A 20,970-nucleotide genomic window follows, 5' to 3' on the forward strand; every position below is an offset into this window, starting at 1 on the left:
GTGGAACTGAGGTTGAGGGTTTTTAGTTTTTTAATTTAAAATATCTTCGGCTTTGGATATCACACTTGACAAAAAAAGTAATACACAAGCTTCTATTAAAATTAATTTAAAGGAGGAAGATTATCAACCTCAGATAGAAGAAAAAGTAAAGGAGTACCGAAAAAAAGCTAACCTTAAAGGCTTTCGTCCCGGAAAGGTACCCCCTGCCATTATCAAAAAAATGTATGGCAAAGGCATCAAAGTAGAAGAAATCAACCAGCTTCTTTCTCAGTCTTTGCCTAAATACATTAAGGATCAGGATCTAAATCTCGTGGGTGAACCTTTACCTAACTACGAGAATGCTGATAGTATTGACTGGGAAAATCAAAAAGATTTTGAATTTACCTACGATGTCGGCTTTGTAAATGAATTTGACTATGATGTCTCTGATAAACTCAAGGTCACAAAATACAAATTAGAGCTGGGAGAAAAGGAGATCAATGATACCATTGAGAACCTTAGAGAGCAATTCAATGAAACAGAAAATGTAGAAGAAGTTGGTAATGGTGATATCATTAATGGCAAGGTAGCTCGCAAAGAGGAGGAAATTGAAAACGAAACGTCAATAGACCTCAAGCAGTTGGATGAAAAGCAGGCTAAAGTATTTGTTGGGGCTAAAAAAGGAGAAGATATAGTGTTTAACATCCGTGAAACCCATCCAGAAGATAATGATGTTGCTACTTTTTTAGCTAAAACCCCAGAAGAGGTTGCTGAAATCAAAGGTGAATTTACTTTTACGATTGAATCTATTCTTCACAGAAAGCCCGCAGAACTGAATCAGGAGTTTTTTGACAAAGTGTTTGGCAAGGACGCAGTTAAATCAGAAGAGGAATTCCGTGAGAAAGTGAAGGAAACCATGCAGGAAAATTATGATCGTGAGACCGATAATCTTCTAATGCTGGATATTCGCAATACCTTGGTTGATAATACCGAATTTGAAATTCCTGAAGACTTCCTGAAGCGTTGGTTACTTGAAAGAAACGAAGGGAATATTACGCAGGAGCAGATTGACAAAGAATTTGAAGATTATGTGCGTGATCTTCGTTGGAATCTGATTGTCAATAAAATTTCTGAAGACAAGGAAATCAAAGTTGAGCATGATGATGTGAAGGAAAAAGCTCGTGAAATGATTGAAGCTCAGCTTGGTCAGTCCGGATTACTTGGTCAGTTGGGAGATAATCTTGATCCTTTTGTGGATAACTACCTGCAGGGAGATAACGGAAATAACTACATGCAGGTCTTCAACCAGGCTCGTACAGAAAAGATATTTGACTTTATTAAGCAAAATGCTACGCTGGAAGAGAAAAAAATTACAGTTGATGAGTTTAAAGAAGAAGTTGATAAAAGACAATAACTCATCCATACAATTTTCGTTCTCAAAAAGAGTCTTTAACTTAAGGACTCTTTTTTATTTTAAACATCATTAACAAACCATCATATGATTAACAAAGACGAATTCCGCAAATTTGCTGTGAAAGGACAGAACATTAGCGGTAATACTTTTGATCAGTACACAGAGCGTGTTGAGAATATGACACGTGCTGTCATTGAGGAACGCCCTACAAACTTCCGGGAGATTGATGTATTCTCTCGCCTAATCATGGACAGGATTATCTTCCTAGGGATGCAGGTAGAGGAAAACATAGCTAATATCATCACTGCTCAGCTTCTTTTTCTGGAGTCTGTTGATCCTAAGAAAGACATATTATTATATGTAAATAGTCCCGGCGGATCAGTGTATGCAGGCTTAGGCATTTATGATACCATGCAATATGTGAACCCGGATGTAGCTACTATCTGTACTGGTATGGCAGCATCTATGGGTGCAGTTCTTCTTGCTGGAGGAGCAAAAGATAAACGTTCTGCCCTACCCCACGCCCGTATCATGATTCACCAGCCAAGTGGTGGTATGCAGGGAAAATCAAGGGACATGGAAGTAACGCTGCGACAAATGCAGGAACTTCGTAAAGACCTTTACAATATTCTTGCTAACCATTCAGGTCAATCTTACGATAAGATAGAAAAAGATTCTGACCTTGACTTCTGGATGCGCCCTTCTGAAGCCAAGGAATATGGAATTATTGACGAAGTACTTGACAGAGGTCATAATGCCCGTAAGAAAGAAAATTAATTAGGAGGCAGAACTAGTATGAGTGACAGTTCGTTTCTAAACAAACTGTCACTATTTTTATTATTATAACGAAAGTACCATCATAATATGCCACAACAAGTCACTTGTTCATTTTGTGGAAGAAATAAGAAAGATGTGGACCTGATGATATCGGGTATCAATGCTCACATCTGCAATTACTGTATCAATCAGGCTCAATCAATTCTGGACGAAGAGCTTAAAGTGAAAAGCAAAAGCAAATCTCCGGAGTTTAATCTCATGAAGCCTATTGATATCAAAAAATATCTTGATCAATATGTGGTTGGTCAGGAAGAAGCAAAAAAAGTGATCTCAGTTGCTGTTTACAATCACTACAAAAGATTAATGCAGCAGAAAGATGAAGAAGAGATAGCTATAGAAAAGTCTAACATCATCATGGCGGGTGAAACCGGTACTGGAAAAACCTATCTCGCCAGAAATCTAGCTCGTATTTTACAGGTTCCTTTCTGTATAGCTGATGCTACAGTGCTCACCGAAGCAGGTTATGTAGGAGAAGATGTGGAAAGCATACTTACCCGATTACTGCAGGCTGCAGATTATGATGTTGAATCTGCCGAAAGAGGAATCGTATACATAGACGAGATTGATAAAATTGCCCGAAAATCTGATAATCCTTCCATCACACGCGATGTGAGTGGAGAAGGCGTACAGCAGGCACTTCTAAAACTTCTGGAAGGTACACAGGTCAATGTTCCACCTCAGGGAGGCAGAAAGCACCCTGACCAGAAGATGATATCAATCAATACTGAAAATATACTTTTTATCTGTGGCGGAGCTTTTGACGGTATTTCCAGAATGATTGCCAACCGCTTAAATACCAAGCCTTTAGGCTTCTCAGGCAGCAGCGTCAACATCTCTGATCAACATATTGATAAGGAGAATCTCCTGCAATATATCACAGCATTGGACCTCCGTCATTTTGGACTGATTCCTGAGCTTATCGGGCGCCTCCCTGTTATTACTCATCTTGACCCTCTTGACAAAGCTACCCTCAAGATGATCCTGACCGAGCCTAAGAATGCACTGACCAAACAGTATAAAAAACTTTTCAATATGGAAAATATAGAAGTTTCATTTGAGGAAACTGCTTTGGACTATATAGTTGAAAAAGCCATGGAATTTAAATTAGGTGCCAGAGGCTTGCGTTCAATTTGTGAAGCAATTATCACTGATGCAATGTTTGAACTTCCTTCTCAGAAGGACATCAAATCTTTTAGAATAGACAGAAATTATGCTCAGGAAAAGTTTGAAAAATCTAAGTTTAAACGCCTCTCAGCTGCATAAAAGACTTAAAGATTAAAGATAATATATCTCCCATGTCTGCATCAGGCATGGGATTTTTTTATTTTTCTCATTTATATTTGACAAAACCAATATTTCATATCACAGAAACAATTTATTCAGTCTTTTACCCATGTTCTGTTTACTATTTGTCAAAAAAATCTTACATTAAGTGATATTATCAACCTTTGACCAATAACATGTTGACAGCTTTCCCAGCAGTGCCTTTAAAGGATGTCTTTTCCTCTTACATGTCTTTCAGTCAACATATGACAGTTTCCTATTTACCTTCTTTGATCAATTTCTATACAAATAAGCTATTTAGTAAGCATAACTGCGACTTGAATCATATTAATAGGCTTCTAATCAATAAAAACATTTACCAATAGATTATAACTGTTTGCTTCTTCATTAATTTCAAAAAAAGGTGTGGCTTTTAGCCTACCTTTTTTTTTATCTTGAAATCAAAAAACGATGCATAATTTCATCATACTAATTTTATTAATACTAACCTTTCCAAAAAGTTCTATGAGTCAGAATACTACTTTACATATCCCCAGAGTTACAGATTTTTCAGTTGATGGGAGTGGCAGCGCTTCCCAGTGGGAAAATGCGTCCTGGGTTAAACTCCCCCTCAGACATGGTGAGGGCCGAGATATGCTTACCCAGGCAAAAGTTTTGTATTCTGAAACCGGTATTTATTTTTTGATTCAGTGTGAGGACAACAAACTTTCAGCTACACTCACCGAAGACTTTGCTAACTTATTTAATGAAGATGTGGTAGAAGTTTTTCTTTGGACAGAGGAGGAAAAGCCTATCTATTTTGAGTATGAGCTGTCACCTCTGGATTATGAGCTACCCATACTTATTCCCCGAACAAATGAGGACTTTTACGGCTGGAGACCCTGGCATTACGAAGGAAACAGACGCACCCGACATGGCACTTCAGTGAAGGGCGGACCTAAAGAAAGCCTGGCAGAAGTAGAGGAATGGACGGCTGAGTTTTTTATACCTTATGCTTTACTTAAGCCATTGGGAAATATACCACCCAAGAAAGGAACGCAATGGAGAGCAAATATGTACCGCATAGATTACGATTCCGGCAAACCATTATACTGGCAATGGCAGCCTACCAGCGGAAGTTTCCACGAATATAAAAAGTTTGGTACTTTTATTTTTGATTAATGAAACACATTAAGCTTTCCATTTCAATTCGGAAAGCTTTCCATTTTCTTCCATATTTCCGCCTATTGCATGTAATGTCAGCTTTACACCGGTTGCGTTGAAAATAGCGTCTAACCAGCCTATAGGCTCATCATCATTGAAATTATAGCCTACTGCCGGAAGGTTGACCAGATAAATATTGTTTTTTTCCTCAATATGATAGCGATGTGAATGTCCGTAAAAAACCGCTTTTACCTTTTCATAAGGCCGGATAATTTCAAACATACGATTGGCATCCAGCAGGTCAGTATCTCCATCTTCCAGAGTATGATGTACAAATAAAACTGTAGGCTTATTATCCGATGAGGCTAAAAAACCTTCCAGCCACTCTCTTTGGGGTTTACCTAACAAACCCGCTACCTTATTTACATAAAGCAGTGAATCCAGTAAAATTATTCGTACGGGATTACTTTCAATAATGCTGACATGTTTACCTTCAAGTTTTGCAGTTTCATTATCTGGAAAAGTCTTGAAAAATGGTTCTCTATCATCATGATTGCCCATACCCATGTGCACAGGAACTTTACTAGCCATTGGGCTGAGTAAATTTTTAACATTCTGATAGTCACCTATTTTCCCTTCCAAACGGGCAACATCACCATTAATAATAATACCTTCATGTTGAAAATTATGCAACTGCTCAACTACCTTTTGAAGGTTTTGGTAAGGAAAAAAATTACGGTATTCATTTTTTTCATCTTCTGCCACATGGGTATCAGACAGTAATGCATAACGAAGTTCTTTGCCAGGCGTGGAGGCATGAGAAAACAATGAACTCCCGAATGTAGCCGCTCCCATTAATGCAGCACCCTGCCTGATAAAAGTCTTCCTAGAGATGGGATTATAAAAATAGCCGGGCATGGGGTTAATTTTAATTTTAATAAAGAGCCATGTTAAACTGACGTCGGTATTTTTGGGTAAGAGGGTGTTGCTCTCCCAACATCAAAAATAAAGCAACTGTAGCTCGTCTGGGCAGTTCTTTGCAATAATTTTTATCTATCATGGTAGCAGCAATTAAAGCCTGTATAGCTTCTTCATAACGATAAGTTTTCAGTGCTTCCTGCGCATCTTTGATTTTCTCTATCATTTTTGGAGAGGCTTCCTCCTCACAACGCATCACCCCCGCCAGATTTTTTACATTGAAGGCAAGTTCATAAAGTTTATGAGTTTCATGTAATGCAATATTTGCTCTTTCAGGATGCTGCCCCACAGTAGCTGCTGCCAGCCATAACAATGCCTCTTCATGATCAGTATTTTTAGCAGTAAACTGCTCAAGCCCTTCTACAGCTTCTGCATGTTTTTCGGTAAACAATGCATCTACAAATTGTGTCAAACGTGAATTTTCATCATCAGGAGGAAGGTTATCTTCCAGCCACTTCACAATTTGGTGTTTTGGTAATGCCCCGGTAAATTCCGCCTTTACCTCGCCCATATAAAACATTTTGACTGCTGGTATCCCGCGTATTTTATACTTGGCAGATATTTCCTGATCCTCATCGGTATTGATTTTGACCAATTCCCATTTTCCTCTGGCTTCCTTGGCTAACCTCTCAATGATAGGCCCTAAAGTCTGACATGGTCCGCACCAGGGAGCCCAGAAATCAACTACCACAGGTACCTGCTGACTTTTCATCAGTACACTTTCCTCAAAGTTTGTCATCTTTTCAATGATTATGTCTTTGTAATATCTGAAATTAAACTTGTATCCTGATTTCTGTATTCACAAGAGGGCATCCACTTACTAAATGCTTGATGCCTACTTAGTAAATAGTCCCAAAATAAAAAATGGCTTCTTATTCAGTGTAATTTATTTTAAATTCAGGACAATGTTTAAAAGTTAAAATTACATTTTTATTAACGCAATTCATGATGAAAAAACAACCTAATCAAAAAGGTAAAGCAATGCAAAGGAGGGATTTTTTGAAAGGCTCTGCTATGTCAGCAGCTTCCTTCATGATCGTTCCCAGAAACGTGCTGGGAGGCAAAGGATATAAAGCTCCCAGTGACACAGTGAATGTTGCTGCCATTGGAGCCGGAGGTATGGGTGCATCAAATATGAGCCGCCTTACCAGTCAAAACATCGTCGCCTTAGCCGACTGCGACCATAACTGGGTAAGAGAGTCTGTTTCTCGAGATAGTCGTGCCGAGTTAAAAGCCGCTTACGAAAAAGCAAAGTGGTACCATGACTTCCGTGAAATGCTTGAAAATCAGCAGGATATTGATGCGGTTGTTATTGCTACTCCCGACCATGTACATGCTGCTGCGGCCAATATGGCTATGAAAATGGGCAAGCACGTGTACGTACAAAAGCCCCTAACTTACACTGTTCATGAGGCTCGTACGCTTCGTAAAACTGCTCAGGAAACCGGCGTGGTTACTCAGATGGGAAATCAGGGACACTCCAGCGACGATGCCCGCCGCATTAACGAATGGATTCAGGCAGGTGCCATTGGTCCAGTACGTGAGGTACACGTCTGGACTAACCGACCTATCTGGCCGCAGGGAATGGACCGCCCCGAAGGAAAGGCAAAAAAACCTAAAGATCTCGCCTGGGATGTATTCCTCGGACCAGCACCTTATGTAGAATACAGCCCCGAGTACCACCCCTTTGCCTGGAGAGGCTGGACAGACTATGGTGTAGGAGCATTAGGTGATATGGGAGCTCACCTGATTGACCATCCTTACTGGGCTTTAGGCCTTGATTATCCTGATACAGTAGAAGCCTCATCTACTCCCTGGGGAGGAGAAGATAACAGTAAGGTATCCTATCCTTTGGCCACTACTGTACACTACACCTTCCCTGCCCGAGGGATGTATCCCGAAGTAGAGATGCACTGGTATGACGGGGGTTTAATGCCTGCCCGCCCCGCGGTATTGCCCGATGAAGTGAAGCTAGACAGAGGAGGAGGGGTGATTTTTGTAGGAGAAAAAGGGATTCTCATGCACGAAACCTATGGTTCAAATCCTCAAATGTATCCTCAATCATTAATGCAGGAGTATACCGATGTACCTCAGACTTATGAAAGGATACAGGGAGGACGCGATGCGCATGAGATGAACTGGATTAGAGCTATTTTGGGCGAAGAAAAGGCATGTAGCCCGTTTGAATATGCAGCTCCGCTTACTGAAACCATGCTGCTTGGCGTAGTGGCGCTTCACGCCCCGGGTGAGACTTTGAGATATGACAGTAAAAACATGCAATTCACCAATAAAGAGGAAGTTAACAAGCACCTAAGCCGCGACTATCGGGATGGATGGACGTTAAGCTGATCTGGTAAAATTTGATATTCAAAAGCCTTACTTCTTCTCTTGGAGTAAGGCTTTTTTTTGCTGCCGATCACTTTAAATAAATCGTACTTCCTGAAGAAGCGGATAACTTGGCGGCATCCAGTATCTCCACCACTACCAGGTTATTTTCTATTGAAGAAAGATCAGAAGGCTTTACGATCACTTCCTTACGCACAACAGCCGATAAATATTCAAAAGGATCATGATAGGGGAAAGCTGAATCCTCCACGTTTAATTCTTCCTCAAATTCTCCCTCTTTTCTAATTTTCATATTTTCTGCATTCAGGGCATATACGTAGCCTGTTTTACCATACACTGACATATCCTTTCTACCAAATGGCCAGTTCCAGGAGGCCTGGATGATCCCCTGCATTTTGGGGTAGGTGACAATAATGGTAGCTTCATCATCTACCCTTGGGTAAATTTCCGGCTTGATTTGTTGTACCACTGCAGTAATACTTTCCGGTCTTTGGCCTTTCATTAACCAGGTAATAAGGTTGGCGCCATAACAGCCAAAGTCAACCAAGGCTCCTCCCCCATTCTTTTCGGGATCAGTCAACCAGGAGAGAAATTCGTCACTTACACCAATTTCTTTGGGCCCTTCATGTCCGTCTCTCACTACCACTTTTCGCAAATCTCCGATAGACTTTTTTTCATGCACCTCAGCATATACTCTGTGATTAGAAGGGTACCAGGTAGTTTCATAGTTGGTGATTACTTCTATATCATACTGACTGGCAAGTTTGGCAATTTGCCGGGCATCGCCCATATTGGTAGCCAGGGGTTTTTCCACCATGACATCTATACCCTGGGGAGCACATGCCTGCACTACCGTAAGATGATTACTGATTTCATTGAATGCTGTAACCGCTTCAGGTTCAGTTTCTTCCAGCATGCTTTCAATATCGGGATAAACGATATCCATGCTAAATCCATATTGATCAGCGTAGCGTTGAGCCAGTGCACGGTTAGGTTCCGCAATACCCACCATACGTACTTTACCTTCTTTGGCCTGACGCAGAATCCAATGTACATGATCATGGACCAAACCTGCTACTCCGATTTTCACACTGGGTTTATCTTGCGCAAAAAGAGAGGTTGAGAGCATCAAAACTAATAAGCTGCTAAGTAAAACTATTCTTCTCATGGCTGTAAATATAAGGGAATTCAAACACTCAGCAAGAGAAGAATAGAATCACAAAAATGGGTCTATTGCTGCCACATTCCTCTAAAAGCAATCTCATCAAGAGGCTTTCTACCTTTATCAGGCCTATCACTATTTCCCAGATAGCCCAAAGCCATCATCACTATTGGTTCATAATCCTCAGGAATATTGAGTACTTCAATAGCCTTCTCTGGTAGGAAACCTGCCATCTGGTGTACAAAAAGATCTTCTTCAGTAGCTTTTAAACTCATAAAACCTACCGCCGCTCCGGTATCATACCAGGCATGGCGATTAATCTTGCCATTGGAAGAAAAAGCTTTTTTGGCTACTCCAACAATTAATACCGGCGCATCTTCTGCCCAGCCCTGATTAAATTCATTTAGACAAGATAGAAGTCTTTGGTACTCTTCGGTATTAGCTTTAGTCGCGTAAATAAATCGCCAGGGCTGTTCATTATAACTTGAGGGTGCTAAACGAGCCGCATCAAAAATTCTTTTCAGCGTATCCTCACTTACTGCTTCGTTTGAAAACGAGCGAGGACTATATCTTTTTTTAAGTAAATCGCTTAATGTATCTGTAATTGTATTATCCATCTTTAAAATTTCTAGTTCCCACAAACAAATGTTGTATATACAATTACGGTATAGATAACAAATTGTTTAACCGCTCCTGTCCTGGTTTTGTCAGATCAACCACCAGATTTTTTGGCCTTATAACCTTCTTTATGAAGGATATCCATCACCTTATCTCGTACATCACCCTGTATCAGAATTTCTCCGTCTTTGGCTGAGCCCCCTACTCCACATTTGGATTTAAGCACTTTTCCCAGATCTTTGAGATCTTCTGAGGTACCTACAAAACCCGTGATGAGTGTCACCTGCTTCCCCCCCCTGGACTTACGATCCAGCATCACTCGCAAATCCTGTTCAGCTGGTGGTAGCGTTTCTTCTTCCTGTGCTTCATTATAGTCATAATCAAAACTCTGATTGGTAGAATAGACGATTCCTTCTCTATTTTTTTTGTTCTTCTTGCTCATGCTAGATTAATAATTACAGATTAAAAATTTCAAATTGGTTTACGCTGATTAATTATCAATGTGTGTTTCCCAATGCATTAAACTCATCATTCTCCGGAATTCGGATTGAAGACTTGCCTGGATCAGTACAGTTTCATTGTGTACCGGATGAATAAATTCCAGCTTATAAGCGTGTAATAGCATGGTATCCATTTGCCAACGCTCCTTAAAGAATTTATTTTGCTTATTACATCCATGTGGTCTATCTCCAATAATAGGATGGCGAATATGGCTCAAATGTTTACGAATCTGATGCATTCTTCCGGTTTTCGGATGTACTCGTAACAAAGAATAACGTGAAGTTTGATATCTTCCAAAAGGAATAGGAAGCTCGGCATTTGTCAGCGTCCTAAATGAAGTATAAGCATCCTGTAAATTGCCATTATCTTTTCTCAGGGGATAATCAATTTCTACTGCGTCCTCTGTAAAGCCCCGAACAATTGCCAGGTATTGTTTTTGTACCTGGTTTTGAGCAAACATTTGCTGAGTTTTTTTATGTATTTCTTCATCCAAAGCAAAGAGTAGTACGCCTCCCGTTTTACGATCCAGGCGATGTACCGGATAAACAGTCTGATTGATTTGGTCACGAAGAAGCTGAAGGGCGAACACTGTGGCATCTTTGGCAATTCTTGACCTGTGGACCAATAAGCCGTGTGGTTTGTTGATCGCTACAAAATGCTCATCCTGATAGATGATTTCCAACATCTTTTCTTAAATGGTTAGATTCCTGGCAGTCTCCTGAATGATCTTCCAGGATTCTATGACATGATTACGCTCAACATGGGTTTGTCCGATTACTAATCTTAAAAGGAACTGCCCATCTACTTTGGTATGAGTTAAGTAAAGCTTTCCGGTAGCATTGAGCTGATCCATTAGCTTTTTATTAATTTCATTGAGTTGTTTTTGATCATGGAAAGTTGAAGGCTGATAATAAAATGTCAGGAGATTCATCCGCTGTACTTTTAGAACAAAATCGCTTTGCTGCTTAATCAACACAGCAAGCTCATTAGTGAGATTAATATGCTTTCTAATGATCTGTTGTAAGCCTTGTACACCGTAGCTCCTCAGCACAAACCATAATTTTAGTGCCCTGAACCTTCTTCCCAACGGAATTCCCCAGTCCCGGTAATCTTTCACTTTACCTCTGGTGGAAGTTTTAAGATATTCTGGTAAAATGGAAAAAGTATTTACCAGTGCCTCAGGATCTCGCACAAAATAGGCAGAACAGTCAAAATGAGTCATCAGCCATTTGTGGGGATTAAATACAAAGCTGTTTACTCCCTCTATACCTTTCAAATAATGCTGATATTCAGGTAGAATAAAGGCAGAACCCGCATAGGCAGCATCCACATGCAACCAGATATCAGCGTTTTTGCATTCTTCAGCAATCTCATCAAGCGCATCCAAGGCGAGGGTTCCGGTTGTACCCAATGCAGCAACTACACAGAGTGGAATGTAACCATCTTCTAAATCTTTTTCTATTGCCTGACTGAGCAGGTCAACTTTAATCCGCTGTTCCTCATCTACCGGTATTATGACCAGATTCTCCCTTCCCAAACCCATAATCCTCACTCCTTTTTCTACCGAGGAGTGCGTTTCGGAAGAACAATATATACGCATCTGTTTATACTGCTGAAGCCCTTGCTCATTACTTTGAAAATTGGTTTTCTGCTCGCGGGCGGTTAGCATGGCACAAAGCGTTGCTGTAGAAGCTGTATCCTGAATTACCCCTGTAAAGTCATGGGGCAAGCCGATCAAATCTCTCAACCAGTTCATTACCCTTTCTTCCAGCTCGGCCGCTGCGGGAGAGGTTTCCCATATCATACACTGAGCGCCTAATGCAGACATCAACATCTCCCCGAGCATAGAAGGAAAACTGGCATTGGCAGGAAAGTAAGCGTAGAAATTGGGACTCTGCCAGTGCGTTACGCCCGGCATGATGATTTTTTGAAAATCAGCGAAAATTTGCTCAAAAGGTTCTCCCTGCTCCGGAGCAGATGAAGGCAATTGATTAAAAATATCACCTGGTTGAACCTGAGACTTGACCGGGTACTTTTCAATCTCCTGATAATAGTCCGCAATCCAGTCAACCAACTGATGGGCATGCTTTCTAAATTCTTCGGCTGAGTGCATTTGTCAAATATAAGTTTGAGTGCTTAAATATGACAAAATATGCTTTTATCCCCATACTTCTAGTCTGGTTTATGCCCGTTAGTTTACTTCCCCATCAATTTTAGCAATTTGGATAAGGTATTTTTAAACTGGTGAATTTCATTTTCACTTATCGCTTCATCGCTTAACTCCTCCAAGATTTTATGAGGAATACACAAAGCTTCCTCTCGTAGTGATATACCTTTTGGAGTTAAACTGATTTCTACTCTCCTTTCGTCAGCTTCAGAGCGCTGCCGTATTAGCAAGCCTTTTTTCTCCAGTCTTTTGAGTAGAGGAGTCAAAGTATTGGTTTCCAGAAAAAGTGTGCTACTCAGCTCAGATACACTTCTTTGATCTTCTTTCCAGAGTACGAGCAGCACCAGATATTGTGGGTATGTGATATCCAACTGATTCAGCAAAGGGGTGTAAAGTTGCGTTACCATTCGGGAAACCGCATACAGAGGAAAACATATCTGATTCTCCAACCATAAAACTTCCTTACTACTTTCCATCACGCATAATTTTACTCAAATACTTATCTATTTTCTCTGGTTTATCCGTGGGGGCAAAACGTTTGATCGGTTTACCATTCTTATCAATCAGAAATTTTGTAAAATTCCACTTAATTCTACCCCCCAAAAATCCGCTTAACTGGCTTTTCAGATATTTATAAATTGGATGAGCATTTTTTCCGTTTACCTCAATCTTAGAGAACATCGGGAAGGTAACCCCGTAATTCAGCCGGCAACCTTCTTCTATGGATTTGGCATCACCGGGTTCCTGATTAGCAAACTGATTGCTGGGAAAGCCAAGAATTACCAGCCCCTGATCTTTATAGTTTTGGTATAATTTTTCCAGACCGTCAAACTGCGGTGCTAATCCACATTTGCTAGCTGTATTGACTACTAATACTATTTTATCCTGAAAATCACGCATCTTGACTTTCTTTCCTTGTAAATTGACAGCTTCAAACTGATAAAATTTAGACTCCATTTTTAACTTTTGTTATTTTGAAATAATACTTTAAATGCACCAGTAGACCATAAAGCCCATAGAATAAGTACAGGTTGGAAGAAAAGGCGAATCAACCTTGCCCTGTCGGTATCTAAACCAAAGGCATCCGTACCATTTACATATTGAGCAATGTTTCCTGGGAAGATCAGCACATAAAAAATAGCTAAGGCGATACCTACCCACACCTTTCCTTTAGCCCAAAAGATCATACCTAACCCTAGCACTGCTTCTACAACGCCGGAAAGAATGACGACGATATCTTTACTCATGGGTATCCAATTCGGGACCTGAGCCTGAAATTCTGCACGTTGAAATGTCAAATGACCAACTGCTGCGAATACCATAAACAGCCCTAATAGGATCCTTGCAATTTTTTGAAACGTATTTGTAGAAGTGTATTTAGCAAGCATTTTTATCGTTTAAGATTATATCGTACACGATACAAACTTACGCAACTTAAATTTGTTCGTTAAATTTAGCAAAACCTTTCTTAGGCTCAGTGATACTTTAATTTACATCACATATTCATTATGAATGGGCTGAACAGGCTGGGGAATATCTTTGTCACCTATCATTTCCAGTAAATTGATTTCAATAGTGCGAGTGATCTGATTCAGCGGAATACCAGATGGAATAGGATCAAAAGGATTGAGTAAGGATAAACCGATAATATGAGTAGAATGAAAAACGAAGCCAATGAGCCAACCAAGTAATATAGACCACCCACCTACTAATTGGGTGCAAATGAAGGTGATAAGGATCACGAATATCCAAATGAAAAGGCGGGTAAAATAATGATAAGAAGTAGGAAATACCGTGTTCTTTATACGTTCTGACTTTCCCATACTATCACATAGTCTGACGATTAGTTTGTTCATTTCCATAAAACGAAAACCATCAATGATCGCTTGCTGCTCCAGGTTTTCAAGATCCCGTGACTGTAGCTCCAGAATAGCATTATGGATGTTGCTCTGCCCTTGTACCATCTGTATCTCTTCTTCTGGTAAGTATTTCTGATAGGTGGTATTATCTGTATCTTTACGAAGATTTGCTTTTAAAGCGTATAAAAACGCAATATGCCTCCTGATCATCAGGCTTTGCCTTTGTGGTAATGTAGTTTGATGAGTAGTGGTGCTTGAGCTGCAATAATACAGAAGACCTCTGGCCCAGGATCTGGAGTCGTTTACTAGTTCTCCCCAGATTTTACGAGCTTCCCACCAGCGATCATAAGCCTGATTGTTATTAAAACCAATAAAAAATGCTAAAGCTGTACCTAGTAGCGTAGGTATAATGGTAGGAAGTTCAAAATAATCTCCCAGCACATACTCTTCAAAAATATACGCAAGTGTACAGGATAATATTAAAAATATGTCCGTCTTCCAGGTGAGCTTTATTAAACGACGTAATTGAATGTTGCGTGTGATGATCATAGACGAAATCTATCAAATTTTTAAACTTCAAAAAAATACCCTCTAAAAGGCTTGCTGTATTTTTTATCCAAAAAATTCAGATACGTACCAGCGATTACAAATTATTAATCCATTCCGCTTCACCGATAAAAAGTTGACTGATGAATGTATGAGCAAAGTCATTTTCCAATGTGCTACATTTCTGTAAATTAATACATCAGATTTACATAACCGAAAACATAAGTTTTACTTATAGTTATATAAACATTATTGATTAAAATTATAGTAAGGATTATGTAAATTGAAGTTCAATTTGAAAATAATTTAATCTGAAATGAAAGAACACACAAATCCAACCTCAGAAGAAGGAACCCACAAGAGTTGGGAAGTAAACGAGTCTAGCAAATGCCCTTTTTTAGGAGGAGCATTGAATTTCACTGCCGGAAGCGGTACTTCTAACCGGGACTGGTGGCCCAATCAGTTGAGATTGAACATCCTCCGCCAGCATTCTTCGCTGTCTGACCCGATGGGTAAAGCCTTTAACTACGCTGAAGAATTCAAGAAACTTGATCTGATAGCCGTAAAGAAAGACATCATTGAAGTGTTGACCACTTCTCAGGAGTGGTGGCCGGCTGACTACGGTCATTATGGCCCTTTCATCATTCGTATGGCGTGGCATAGCGCGGGTACTTATCGTATAGCAGATGGACGTGGAGGCGGAGGAACCGGCTCACAGCGTTTTGCACCTCTCAACAGCTGGCCTGACAATGCTAACTTAGACAAAGCACGCCTGCTGCTCTGGCCGGTGAAAAAGAAATATGGAAGAAAACTATCATGGGCTGACCTCATGATCCTGGCCGGTAATTGTGCGCTTGAGTCAATGGGCTTAGAAACATTTGGTTTCGGTGGCGGACGTGAAGACATATGGGAACCGGAAGAAGATATCTACTGGGGATCAGAAGGAGAATGGCTGGGCAATAAGCAACGTTACTCTGCTGATCATCAGCTGGAAAATCCACTGGGTGCTGCTCATATGGGACTTATCTATGTAAATCCTGAAGGGCCCAATGGTAATCCTGATCCGGCTGGTGCAGCGCGTGATATTCGTGAAACCTTCGGACGTATGGCCATGAATGATTATGAAACGGTAGCGCTTATCGCAGGTGGACATACCTTTGGTAAAACCCACGGTGCCGCTGATCCTGTAGAGTATGTAGGTGAAGAACCTGAAGGCGCAAGTATTGAGCAGATGGGCCTTGGCTGGAAAAATACTTTCGGCAAAGGTAATGCCGGAGACACCATTACCAGTGGACTGGAAGGTGCCTGGACTACTACCCCAACAAAGTGGAGTAACAACTACTTTGAAAACCTTTTTGGCTTTGAATGGGAAAAGACCAAGAGTCCTGCCGGTGCGCATCAGTGGAAACCAGTAGGCGATGGCGGTGCAGGTACAGTGCCCGACGCGCATGACCCTAATAAGAAACATGCTCCCTTCATGCTCACTACTGATATTGCCCTTAAAGTAGATCCTGAGTATGAAAGAATTTCCAGACACTTCTACGAAAACCCCGATGAGTTTGCAGATGCTTTTGCACGTGCGTGGTTTAAGCTGACTCACCGTGATATGGGACCTAAAGTACGTTACCTCGGACCAGAAGTACCTGAAGAAGATTTGATCTGGCAGGACCCTATTCCGGCAGTAGACCATGAACTGATCAACGAGCAGGATATTGCTTCTCTGAAGTCTAAGTTACTTGCTTCCGGCCTTTCAGTTTCACAGCTGGTATCTACCGCCTGGGCTTCCGCATCAACTTTCCGTGGTTCCGATAAACGTGGTGGTGCAAATGGTGCCCGCATTCGTCTCGCTCCTCAGAAAGACTGGGAAGTAAATAACCCCAACCAACTGTCAAATGTGTTGAGTACCCTGGAAAAGATTCAGGATGAATTCAACAGTGCTCAGTCTGGCAATAAAAAGGTTTCACTGGCTGACCTGATTGTACTGGGAGGATGCGCAGCCATTGAGAAAGCGGCTAAAGATGCCGGTCATGAAGTGACAGTACCTTTCACTCCGGGTAGAACGGACGCTACACAGGAGCAAACTGATGCTGAAGCATTTGAGCCTCTTGAGCCGTACGCTGATGGTTTCCGCAACTTCATCAGGATGCGTGAAAATATTTCCGCTTCCGCAGAGGAAATGCTGGTAGACAAAGCACAACTGTTGACCTTGACAGTACCTGAAATGACAGTATTGGTCGGTGGTATGCGTGTGCTTAATACCAACTACGATGGCTCTCAGCGTGGTGTGTTCACCAAGCGTCCTGAAACGCTTACCAATGACTTCTTCGTAAACCTGATGGACATGGGCACTACCTGGAAGTCTGTTTCTGAATTTGAAAATGACTTTGAAGGACGTGATCGTAACAGTGGCGAAGTGAAATGGAATGGATCTCGTGTAGACCTAATCTTCGGTTCTAACTCAGAGCTCCGTGCTATTTCCGAAGTCTACGGATGTGAGGACTCACAAGAGAAATTTGTAGAGGACTTTGTTGCGGCCTGGGATAAAGTAATGAACCTTGACCGCTTTGAGTTAGCTAAATAACTGACTCACCTATTTGCAAGGATAAAGAGGTGGTCCCACTAAGGGATCACCTCTTTTGTTTTCTGTCAGCCTGTCTGCAATAAAGCTTCACTTTAGGTAAGCAGAAAGTTAAGCGAAGATGTATTTCAGTATTGTTTACTTTGCCCAACATTAAGCATCAATTCCACAACTACTCCATCCCTAAGTCAAATTCATCTACTACAACTACTTCTCCCGTCGCCAAATCACCCAGCTTAATATGGCCAATGCGCACGCGGATGAGCCTGAGTGTGGGAAAACCTACCGCTGCCGTCATTTTGCGTACCTGCCTGAACTTACCCTCGGTAATGGTAATGGATACCCAACTTGTTGGACCATGTCTTTCGTCCCTGATCCTTTTGGCGCGGGGCGCAAAGGCCGGAGTGACTGCTAAACGTCTGGCCTCGCAGGGCAGCGTCATATACTTTTTCTTATTGATACTGATCTCTACTCCCTGCTTCAGCTTTACTACTGCCTCATCCGTAATTTTGCCATCCACTTGTGCATAATACTCTTTTTCTACCTTTTTGCTACGTACCTGCATGCTCAGTTTACCATCGGTGGTAAGCAGCAGTAAGCCTTCCGAGTCTTCATCCAGTCGTCCTATTGCCATTGTACCTTCAGGAAAATCATACAGCGCTCCCAGCAGCTTTTTGTTTTTCCTCCGAGTCTGGTTGTTGACAAACTGCGAAAGATATCCAAAGGGTTTATGTAAGATAAAATGGTGGTGGGCAGGCATAAAATCATCCATCATTCACTCCGGCTAAACTATACAATTCTTTTGATTTGAAAGATTGGGAAAACGATCTTAGCTCGTCTTGAAAGAGAGTTGATGTAATCATTGCAGTACCTCGCTTATGGCTTGAAAATAAGTCCGGCTGCTAATCAGGTCATTATGACCATAATTTTCTATAATGCTTAGATTAATGCTCTCCTTCGCGGCTTTTAGTGCCCGAGCATGTGCTGGCGGAATGAGCTGATCTTCCTCTCCATGAAAGATATATATCGGGCAATCCACTTCATCCAGATAATATAGCGATTCCAGTTTGTACCTGATGATAAAGGTGGGCACTATGGGTACTTTCTCCCGTATCAACTGCTTCAGACTGGCATAGGGTGAATTGAGAATCACTTTGTGAGGACTGTTATGGGCAGCAAGTTGTATCGCTATCCCGCTACCCATGGAGGTACCGGACAAAACAATATTGCTTTCTCCATACCTATCTTTCAGATCATCATACACAAGCTGGGCATCCTGAATGAGTTGTGCTTCACTGCGGATACTACCACCACTTTTGCCGTATCCCCTATAGTCCAGATACAGCACGTCGTAGCCATTCTTTAAGAATACGTCTGCACCTTCTCCCCAGCGGTTGATGGCCCCACCGTTTCCATGTAGATAGTACACCACTCCCCGGCTGTCTTCGGCGGAAAAGAGTACCGAATTTAATACAACGCCATCTTCTACTTCATAACTGAGTTCTTCAAAAGGGTAAGGAAATAAGTATGCATAATCGTTTGAGAGCTGTTCAGGAAAAAACAAAAGCTTCTCCTGATACGCATAAAGTAATCCACATACCAGCAGATATGCTGCAATGACTGTTAAGAGAACGTAAATCAAATTCTTTTTCATTTAGGACCTACTACGTCCCTGCCAAAATAGGGTTTAGTAGAGGGATATTGAAATGAGACCATAAAATCAATCTCCTATCCTTCCAGCGAATGCTATATAAATCCTTGGCTTAAATTATTAATTATGGCTGCCAGGATTACTTTGCTTTGCTGGTTTCAGGATAATAGGTTATTTTAAACAAGGGGATTGCACTGTCCTGCCTGAGCAATCTAGATTACCTCATATAACTAACCCACATAATCATGATCCGTTCGTTTATGATTTTCCCCGCAGTATTTATTGTTAGCCTGTTGCAAGCGCAAGACATTACATTAGATACTATCCTTCACCGTCATTTCCGGGCAGTGGGTGGACAAGAGCACTGGCAACAGATGAAAACCTGTTACGCTGAGCAGTCATATTGGGCAATACCAATCTATATGCCTCCTCATAAAAGATTTTTAGGTGATCAGCTCCCTAAAAGTAAAAAGCTTTACTATCAACATCCCGATCAATACCGCATGAATATTTATAGAGAGGAAGAACCTAGTACCGCCTTCGTAGTCAGGCAAAGTGATGCAAAGCTGTATAGCTATCCTGCAAAGCATGAAGAACCACTCCCTGAGCGTATGAAAGAAGTAATGGCAAGGGATTTTTCATTGTACTTATTCGGACTTACCCCATTAATTTTATCAGCATACGAAGATAAAAGCCTTGCTTATGAAGGAAAATCTGAAGCTTACGAAAAAATATGTTACAAACTTGTGATTACTAATGGAGATTTACTTGAAGGTCGGACTTTCATCTACCTGGATGCAGAAACTTATAGAGTGCATGCATTTGCTCATGCTGATGATATCAATAAACATAAGATTTACGAAAACTACAGATCTGTGGACGGTCTAATGCTGGCCCACAAGATTAGCTCTTACCACCAGGGCGAACGTTATGAAGAGTATACGATAGATAAGATTGAGATCAACCAACCACTGCCTCCTAACCTCTTCACTGTATGGTAGCTTAGTGTCAAGCTGAAATAATTCTGATCTAAATGCTCTCTTTCCACCACAAAAGCTGTATTCGTGCGGAACAATGTATCCAGAGAAATTGCATTACTATGTTTTACTATTAGACCTAATAATTGCTCCTTCTCTCTACTAACCCTGCAACTGAGGTCCAAATGCATACATGCATCATTACTATGCTTAATAGTAGATTGATTTTGTTTTTGAAACTCAGAACCTGGCTTAGGTTAACAGCATATTTTAAAGTATTGCCGCTTGTACTTTGTGAAATATGAAGTTTTCATTTTTGTACCTGCTTACCACATTTACCCTGAATCCTGTTCAGGGTTTACGCTTCGCTAAACTTGCGAGAGAGGAAGGGTTTAGCATAAGCGAAGATATTAAAGCTGATGCTTACTATCCTGTAGTTATGCCTTCATGCCTTAACTCCAGACTTTCAATTGCGCTTACAGAGGATTCAGCTTCCAGATCGGTACCGGTGATCCTGCTGAGCCAGGCATTGGTCAGCGTCCATGTAAGGGTGGGATTGTTGTTTTCATCCATCAATTGAATCGTGACATTTACGGGCCTGAGGATGTTAGTCTTCATCTCCTGGTACCATTCGTAAAAGTGATCTTTATGTACAAACTCTCCGTTTTTAAGGATGACTTTACCCAGCCTGGAGGAATCAGGCATACTGCCGGCAGTGAACATTATCTCTTCATCCTGCTGGTTTTCAGTGGGAGGCAGTTCATCATCCAGCCCGGAAACTTCCTGAAAGGATGCACTAAAGTGCGCGCCAAATTTTACCATAAAGCTAAACTTCGGCATGGGCCACAAGCTGTCCTGATTATCTTCGGGTATCATATCAGCAATTAAGATATGATTTTATTGCCAGCGATCATATGAATACTGCATGAT

The 20,970-nt window shown here is 41.2% G+C and carries 21 protein-coding genes; 7 read left to right on the top strand and 14 right to left on the bottom strand.

What is annotated here, in order from left to right; translation table 11 throughout:
- Positions 1–52 precede the first annotated feature (52 nt).
- From tig to WJR50_RS19805, 4 genes are all read left to right on the top strand, one after another.
- The gene (gene tig / locus WJR50_RS19790; RefSeq protein WP_341295047.1) at positions 53–1,393 is read left to right on the top strand and encodes a trigger factor; all 1,341 of its coding nucleotides are present in this window, start codon (positions 53–55) and stop codon (positions 1,391–1,393) included.
- A gap of 84 nt (positions 1,394–1,477) precedes the next feature.
- Positions 1,478–2,170, top strand: a complete 693-nt coding sequence (locus WJR50_RS19795) for a ClpP family protease (RefSeq protein ID WP_341295048.1) — start codon at positions 1,478–1,480, stop codon at positions 2,168–2,170.
- 87 nt (positions 2,171–2,257) lie between these two features.
- Positions 2,258–3,493, top strand: a complete 1,236-nt coding sequence (clpX, locus tag WJR50_RS19800; RefSeq protein WP_341295049.1) for an ATP-dependent Clp protease ATP-binding subunit ClpX — start codon at positions 2,258–2,260, stop codon at positions 3,491–3,493.
- Positions 3,494–4,018: 525 nt separating this feature from the next.
- Complete coding sequence (locus tag WJR50_RS19805) at positions 4,019–4,675, top strand: carbohydrate-binding family 9-like protein (protein WP_341295050.1); 657 nt, start codon at positions 4,019–4,021, stop codon at positions 4,673–4,675.
- A gap of 9 nt (positions 4,676–4,684) precedes the next feature.
- Here the strand turns inward: WJR50_RS19805 and WJR50_RS19810 are convergent, their stop codons facing one another.
- Both WJR50_RS19810 and trxA read right to left on the bottom strand, forming a co-directional pair.
- Entirely contained in the window at positions 4,685–5,575 is an 891-nt protein-coding gene (locus tag WJR50_RS19810) for a metallophosphoesterase family protein (protein WP_341295051.1), read from the bottom strand.
- A 16-nt stretch (positions 5,576–5,591) separates the two neighbouring features.
- Positions 5,592–6,374, bottom strand: a complete 783-nt coding sequence (gene trxA, locus WJR50_RS19815; protein ID WP_341295052.1) for a thioredoxin — start codon at positions 6,372–6,374, stop codon at positions 5,592–5,594.
- Between the two features lie 206 nt (positions 6,375–6,580).
- Here trxA and WJR50_RS19820 point away from each other — a divergent pair, with 206 nt between their 5' ends.
- Entirely contained in the window at positions 6,581–7,984 is a 1,404-nt protein-coding gene (locus WJR50_RS19820; RefSeq protein WP_341295053.1) for a Gfo/Idh/MocA family protein, read from the top strand.
- Positions 7,985–8,051: 67 nt separating this feature from the next.
- On the opposite strand, the gene WJR50_RS19825 is transcribed toward WJR50_RS19820, so the two are convergent.
- From WJR50_RS19825 to WJR50_RS19865, 9 genes are all read right to left on the bottom strand, one after another.
- Complete coding sequence (locus tag WJR50_RS19825) at positions 8,052–9,149, bottom strand: Gfo/Idh/MocA family protein (protein WP_341295054.1); 1,098 nt, start codon at positions 9,147–9,149, stop codon at positions 8,052–8,054.
- Between the two features lie 62 nt (positions 9,150–9,211).
- Positions 9,212–9,760: a nitroreductase family protein gene (locus WJR50_RS19830; protein WP_341295055.1), complete on the bottom strand. Its 549-nt coding sequence runs from the start codon at positions 9,758–9,760 to the stop codon at positions 9,212–9,214.
- Between the two features lie 95 nt (positions 9,761–9,855).
- Positions 9,856–10,203, bottom strand: coding sequence for a translation initiation factor (locus WJR50_RS19835; protein ID WP_341295056.1), 348 nt, complete (start codon positions 10,201–10,203; stop codon positions 9,856–9,858).
- Positions 10,204–10,251: 48 nt separating this feature from the next.
- Complete coding sequence (locus tag WJR50_RS19840; protein WP_341295057.1) at positions 10,252–10,947, bottom strand: pseudouridine synthase; 696 nt, start codon at positions 10,945–10,947, stop codon at positions 10,252–10,254.
- 6 nt (positions 10,948–10,953) lie between these two features.
- Positions 10,954–12,375, bottom strand: coding sequence for a pyridoxal phosphate-dependent decarboxylase family protein (locus tag WJR50_RS19845; RefSeq protein WP_341295058.1), 1,422 nt, complete (start codon positions 12,373–12,375; stop codon positions 10,954–10,956).
- Between the two features lie 83 nt (positions 12,376–12,458).
- A complete protein-coding gene (locus WJR50_RS19850; RefSeq protein WP_341295059.1) occupies positions 12,459–12,905 on the bottom strand; it encodes a MarR family winged helix-turn-helix transcriptional regulator in 447 nt (148 codons plus the stop codon).
- Positions 12,895–13,386, bottom strand: coding sequence for a glutathione peroxidase (locus tag WJR50_RS19855; RefSeq protein ID WP_341295060.1), 492 nt, complete (start codon positions 13,384–13,386; stop codon positions 12,895–12,897). Before WJR50_RS19855 ends, WJR50_RS19850 begins: the two co-directional genes overlap by 11 nt.
- 2 nt (positions 13,387–13,388) lie before the next feature.
- Positions 13,389–13,817, bottom strand: a complete 429-nt coding sequence (locus tag WJR50_RS19860) for a DoxX family protein (protein ID WP_341295061.1) — start codon at positions 13,815–13,817, stop codon at positions 13,389–13,391.
- Between the two features lie 102 nt (positions 13,818–13,919).
- Positions 13,920–14,837, bottom strand: a complete 918-nt coding sequence (locus WJR50_RS19865; protein ID WP_341295062.1) for a bestrophin family protein — start codon at positions 14,835–14,837, stop codon at positions 13,920–13,922.
- Between the two features lie 313 nt (positions 14,838–15,150).
- Here WJR50_RS19865 and katG point away from each other — a divergent pair, with 313 nt between their 5' ends.
- Positions 15,151–17,415: a catalase/peroxidase HPI gene (katG, locus tag WJR50_RS19870; protein ID WP_341295063.1), complete on the top strand. Its 2,265-nt coding sequence runs from the start codon at positions 15,151–15,153 to the stop codon at positions 17,413–17,415.
- A gap of 169 nt (positions 17,416–17,584) precedes the next feature.
- On the opposite strand, the gene WJR50_RS19875 is transcribed toward katG, so the two are convergent.
- Both WJR50_RS19875 and WJR50_RS19880 read right to left on the bottom strand, forming a co-directional pair.
- Positions 17,585–18,187, bottom strand: a complete 603-nt coding sequence (locus tag WJR50_RS19875) for a pseudouridine synthase (protein WP_341295064.1) — start codon at positions 18,185–18,187, stop codon at positions 17,585–17,587.
- Positions 18,188–18,271: 84 nt separating this feature from the next.
- Positions 18,272–19,066, bottom strand: coding sequence for an alpha/beta hydrolase (locus tag WJR50_RS19880; protein ID WP_341295065.1), 795 nt, complete (start codon positions 19,064–19,066; stop codon positions 18,272–18,274).
- 242 nt (positions 19,067–19,308) lie between these two features.
- Between WJR50_RS19880 and WJR50_RS19885 the strand changes: the two genes are divergently transcribed.
- The gene (locus tag WJR50_RS19885; RefSeq protein ID WP_341295066.1) at positions 19,309–20,064 is read left to right on the top strand and encodes a LolA family protein; all 756 of its coding nucleotides are present in this window, start codon (positions 19,309–19,311) and stop codon (positions 20,062–20,064) included.
- A gap of 402 nt (positions 20,065–20,466) precedes the next feature.
- On the opposite strand, the gene WJR50_RS19890 is transcribed toward WJR50_RS19885, so the two are convergent.
- Entirely contained in the window at positions 20,467–20,916 is a 450-nt protein-coding gene (locus WJR50_RS19890; protein ID WP_341295067.1) for a phage tail protein, read from the bottom strand.
- Between the last annotated feature and the right edge of the window lie 54 nt (positions 20,917–20,970).

It is taken from the genome of Catalinimonas locisalis (genome assembly GCF_038039535.1).
In the GTDB taxonomy this organism is placed as follows: domain Bacteria; phylum Bacteroidota; class Bacteroidia; order Cytophagales; family Cyclobacteriaceae; genus Catalinimonas.

Bases quoted from the DNA above. Each gene is read 5' to 3' on its own strand.
- WJR50_RS19845 (WP_341295058.1), bottom strand. From the start codon at position 12,375: ATGCACTCAGCCGAAGAATTTAGAAAGCATGCCCATCAGTTGGTTGAC.
- WJR50_RS19865 (WP_341295062.1), bottom strand. From the start codon at position 14,837: ATGATCATCACACGCAACATTCAATTACGTCGTTTAATAAAGCTCACC.
- WJR50_RS19885 (WP_341295066.1), top strand. From the start codon at position 19,309: ATGATCCGTTCGTTTATGATTTTCCCCGCAGTATTTATTGTTAGCCTG.
- WJR50_RS19810 (WP_341295051.1), bottom strand. From the start codon at position 5,575: ATGCCCGGCTATTTTTATAATCCCATCTCTAGGAAGACTTTTATCAGG.
- WJR50_RS19805 (WP_341295050.1), top strand. From the start codon at position 4,019: ATGAGTCAGAATACTACTTTACATATCCCCAGAGTTACAGATTTTTCA.
- WJR50_RS19850 (WP_341295059.1), bottom strand. From the start codon at position 12,905: ATGGAAAGTAGTAAGGAAGTTTTATGGTTGGAGAATCAGATATGTTTT.
- WJR50_RS19820 (WP_341295053.1), top strand. From the start codon at position 6,581: ATGATGAAAAAACAACCTAATCAAAAAGGTAAAGCAATGCAAAGGAGG.
- WJR50_RS19860 (WP_341295061.1), bottom strand. From the start codon at position 13,817: ATGCTTGCTAAATACACTTCTACAAATACGTTTCAAAAAATTGCAAGG.
- clpX (WP_341295049.1), top strand. From the start codon at position 2,258: ATGCCACAACAAGTCACTTGTTCATTTTGTGGAAGAAATAAGAAAGAT.
- trxA (WP_341295052.1), bottom strand. From the start codon at position 6,374: ATGACAAACTTTGAGGAAAGTGTACTGATGAAAAGTCAGCAGGTACCT.
- WJR50_RS19830 (WP_341295055.1), bottom strand. From the start codon at position 9,760: ATGGATAATACAATTACAGATACATTAAGCGATTTACTTAAAAAAAGA.
- WJR50_RS19875 (WP_341295064.1), bottom strand. From the start codon at position 18,187: ATGATGGATGATTTTATGCCTGCCCACCACCATTTTATCTTACATAAA.
- WJR50_RS19855 (WP_341295060.1), bottom strand. From the start codon at position 13,386: ATGGAGTCTAAATTTTATCAGTTTGAAGCTGTCAATTTACAAGGAAAG.
- WJR50_RS19890 (WP_341295067.1), bottom strand. From the start codon at position 20,916: ATGATACCCGAAGATAATCAGGACAGCTTGTGGCCCATGCCGAAGTTT.
- WJR50_RS19825 (WP_341295054.1), bottom strand. From the start codon at position 9,149: ATGAGAAGAATAGTTTTACTTAGCAGCTTATTAGTTTTGATGCTCTCA.
- WJR50_RS19840 (WP_341295057.1), bottom strand. From the start codon at position 10,947: ATGTTGGAAATCATCTATCAGGATGAGCATTTTGTAGCGATCAACAAA.
- WJR50_RS19835 (WP_341295056.1), bottom strand. From the start codon at position 10,203: ATGAGCAAGAAGAACAAAAAAAATAGAGAAGGAATCGTCTATTCTACC.
- WJR50_RS19880 (WP_341295065.1), bottom strand. From the start codon at position 19,066: ATGAAAAAGAATTTGATTTACGTTCTCTTAACAGTCATTGCAGCATAT.
- WJR50_RS19795 (WP_341295048.1), top strand. From the start codon at position 1,478: ATGATTAACAAAGACGAATTCCGCAAATTTGCTGTGAAAGGACAGAAC.
- katG (WP_341295063.1), top strand. From the start codon at position 15,151: ATGAAAGAACACACAAATCCAACCTCAGAAGAAGGAACCCACAAGAGT.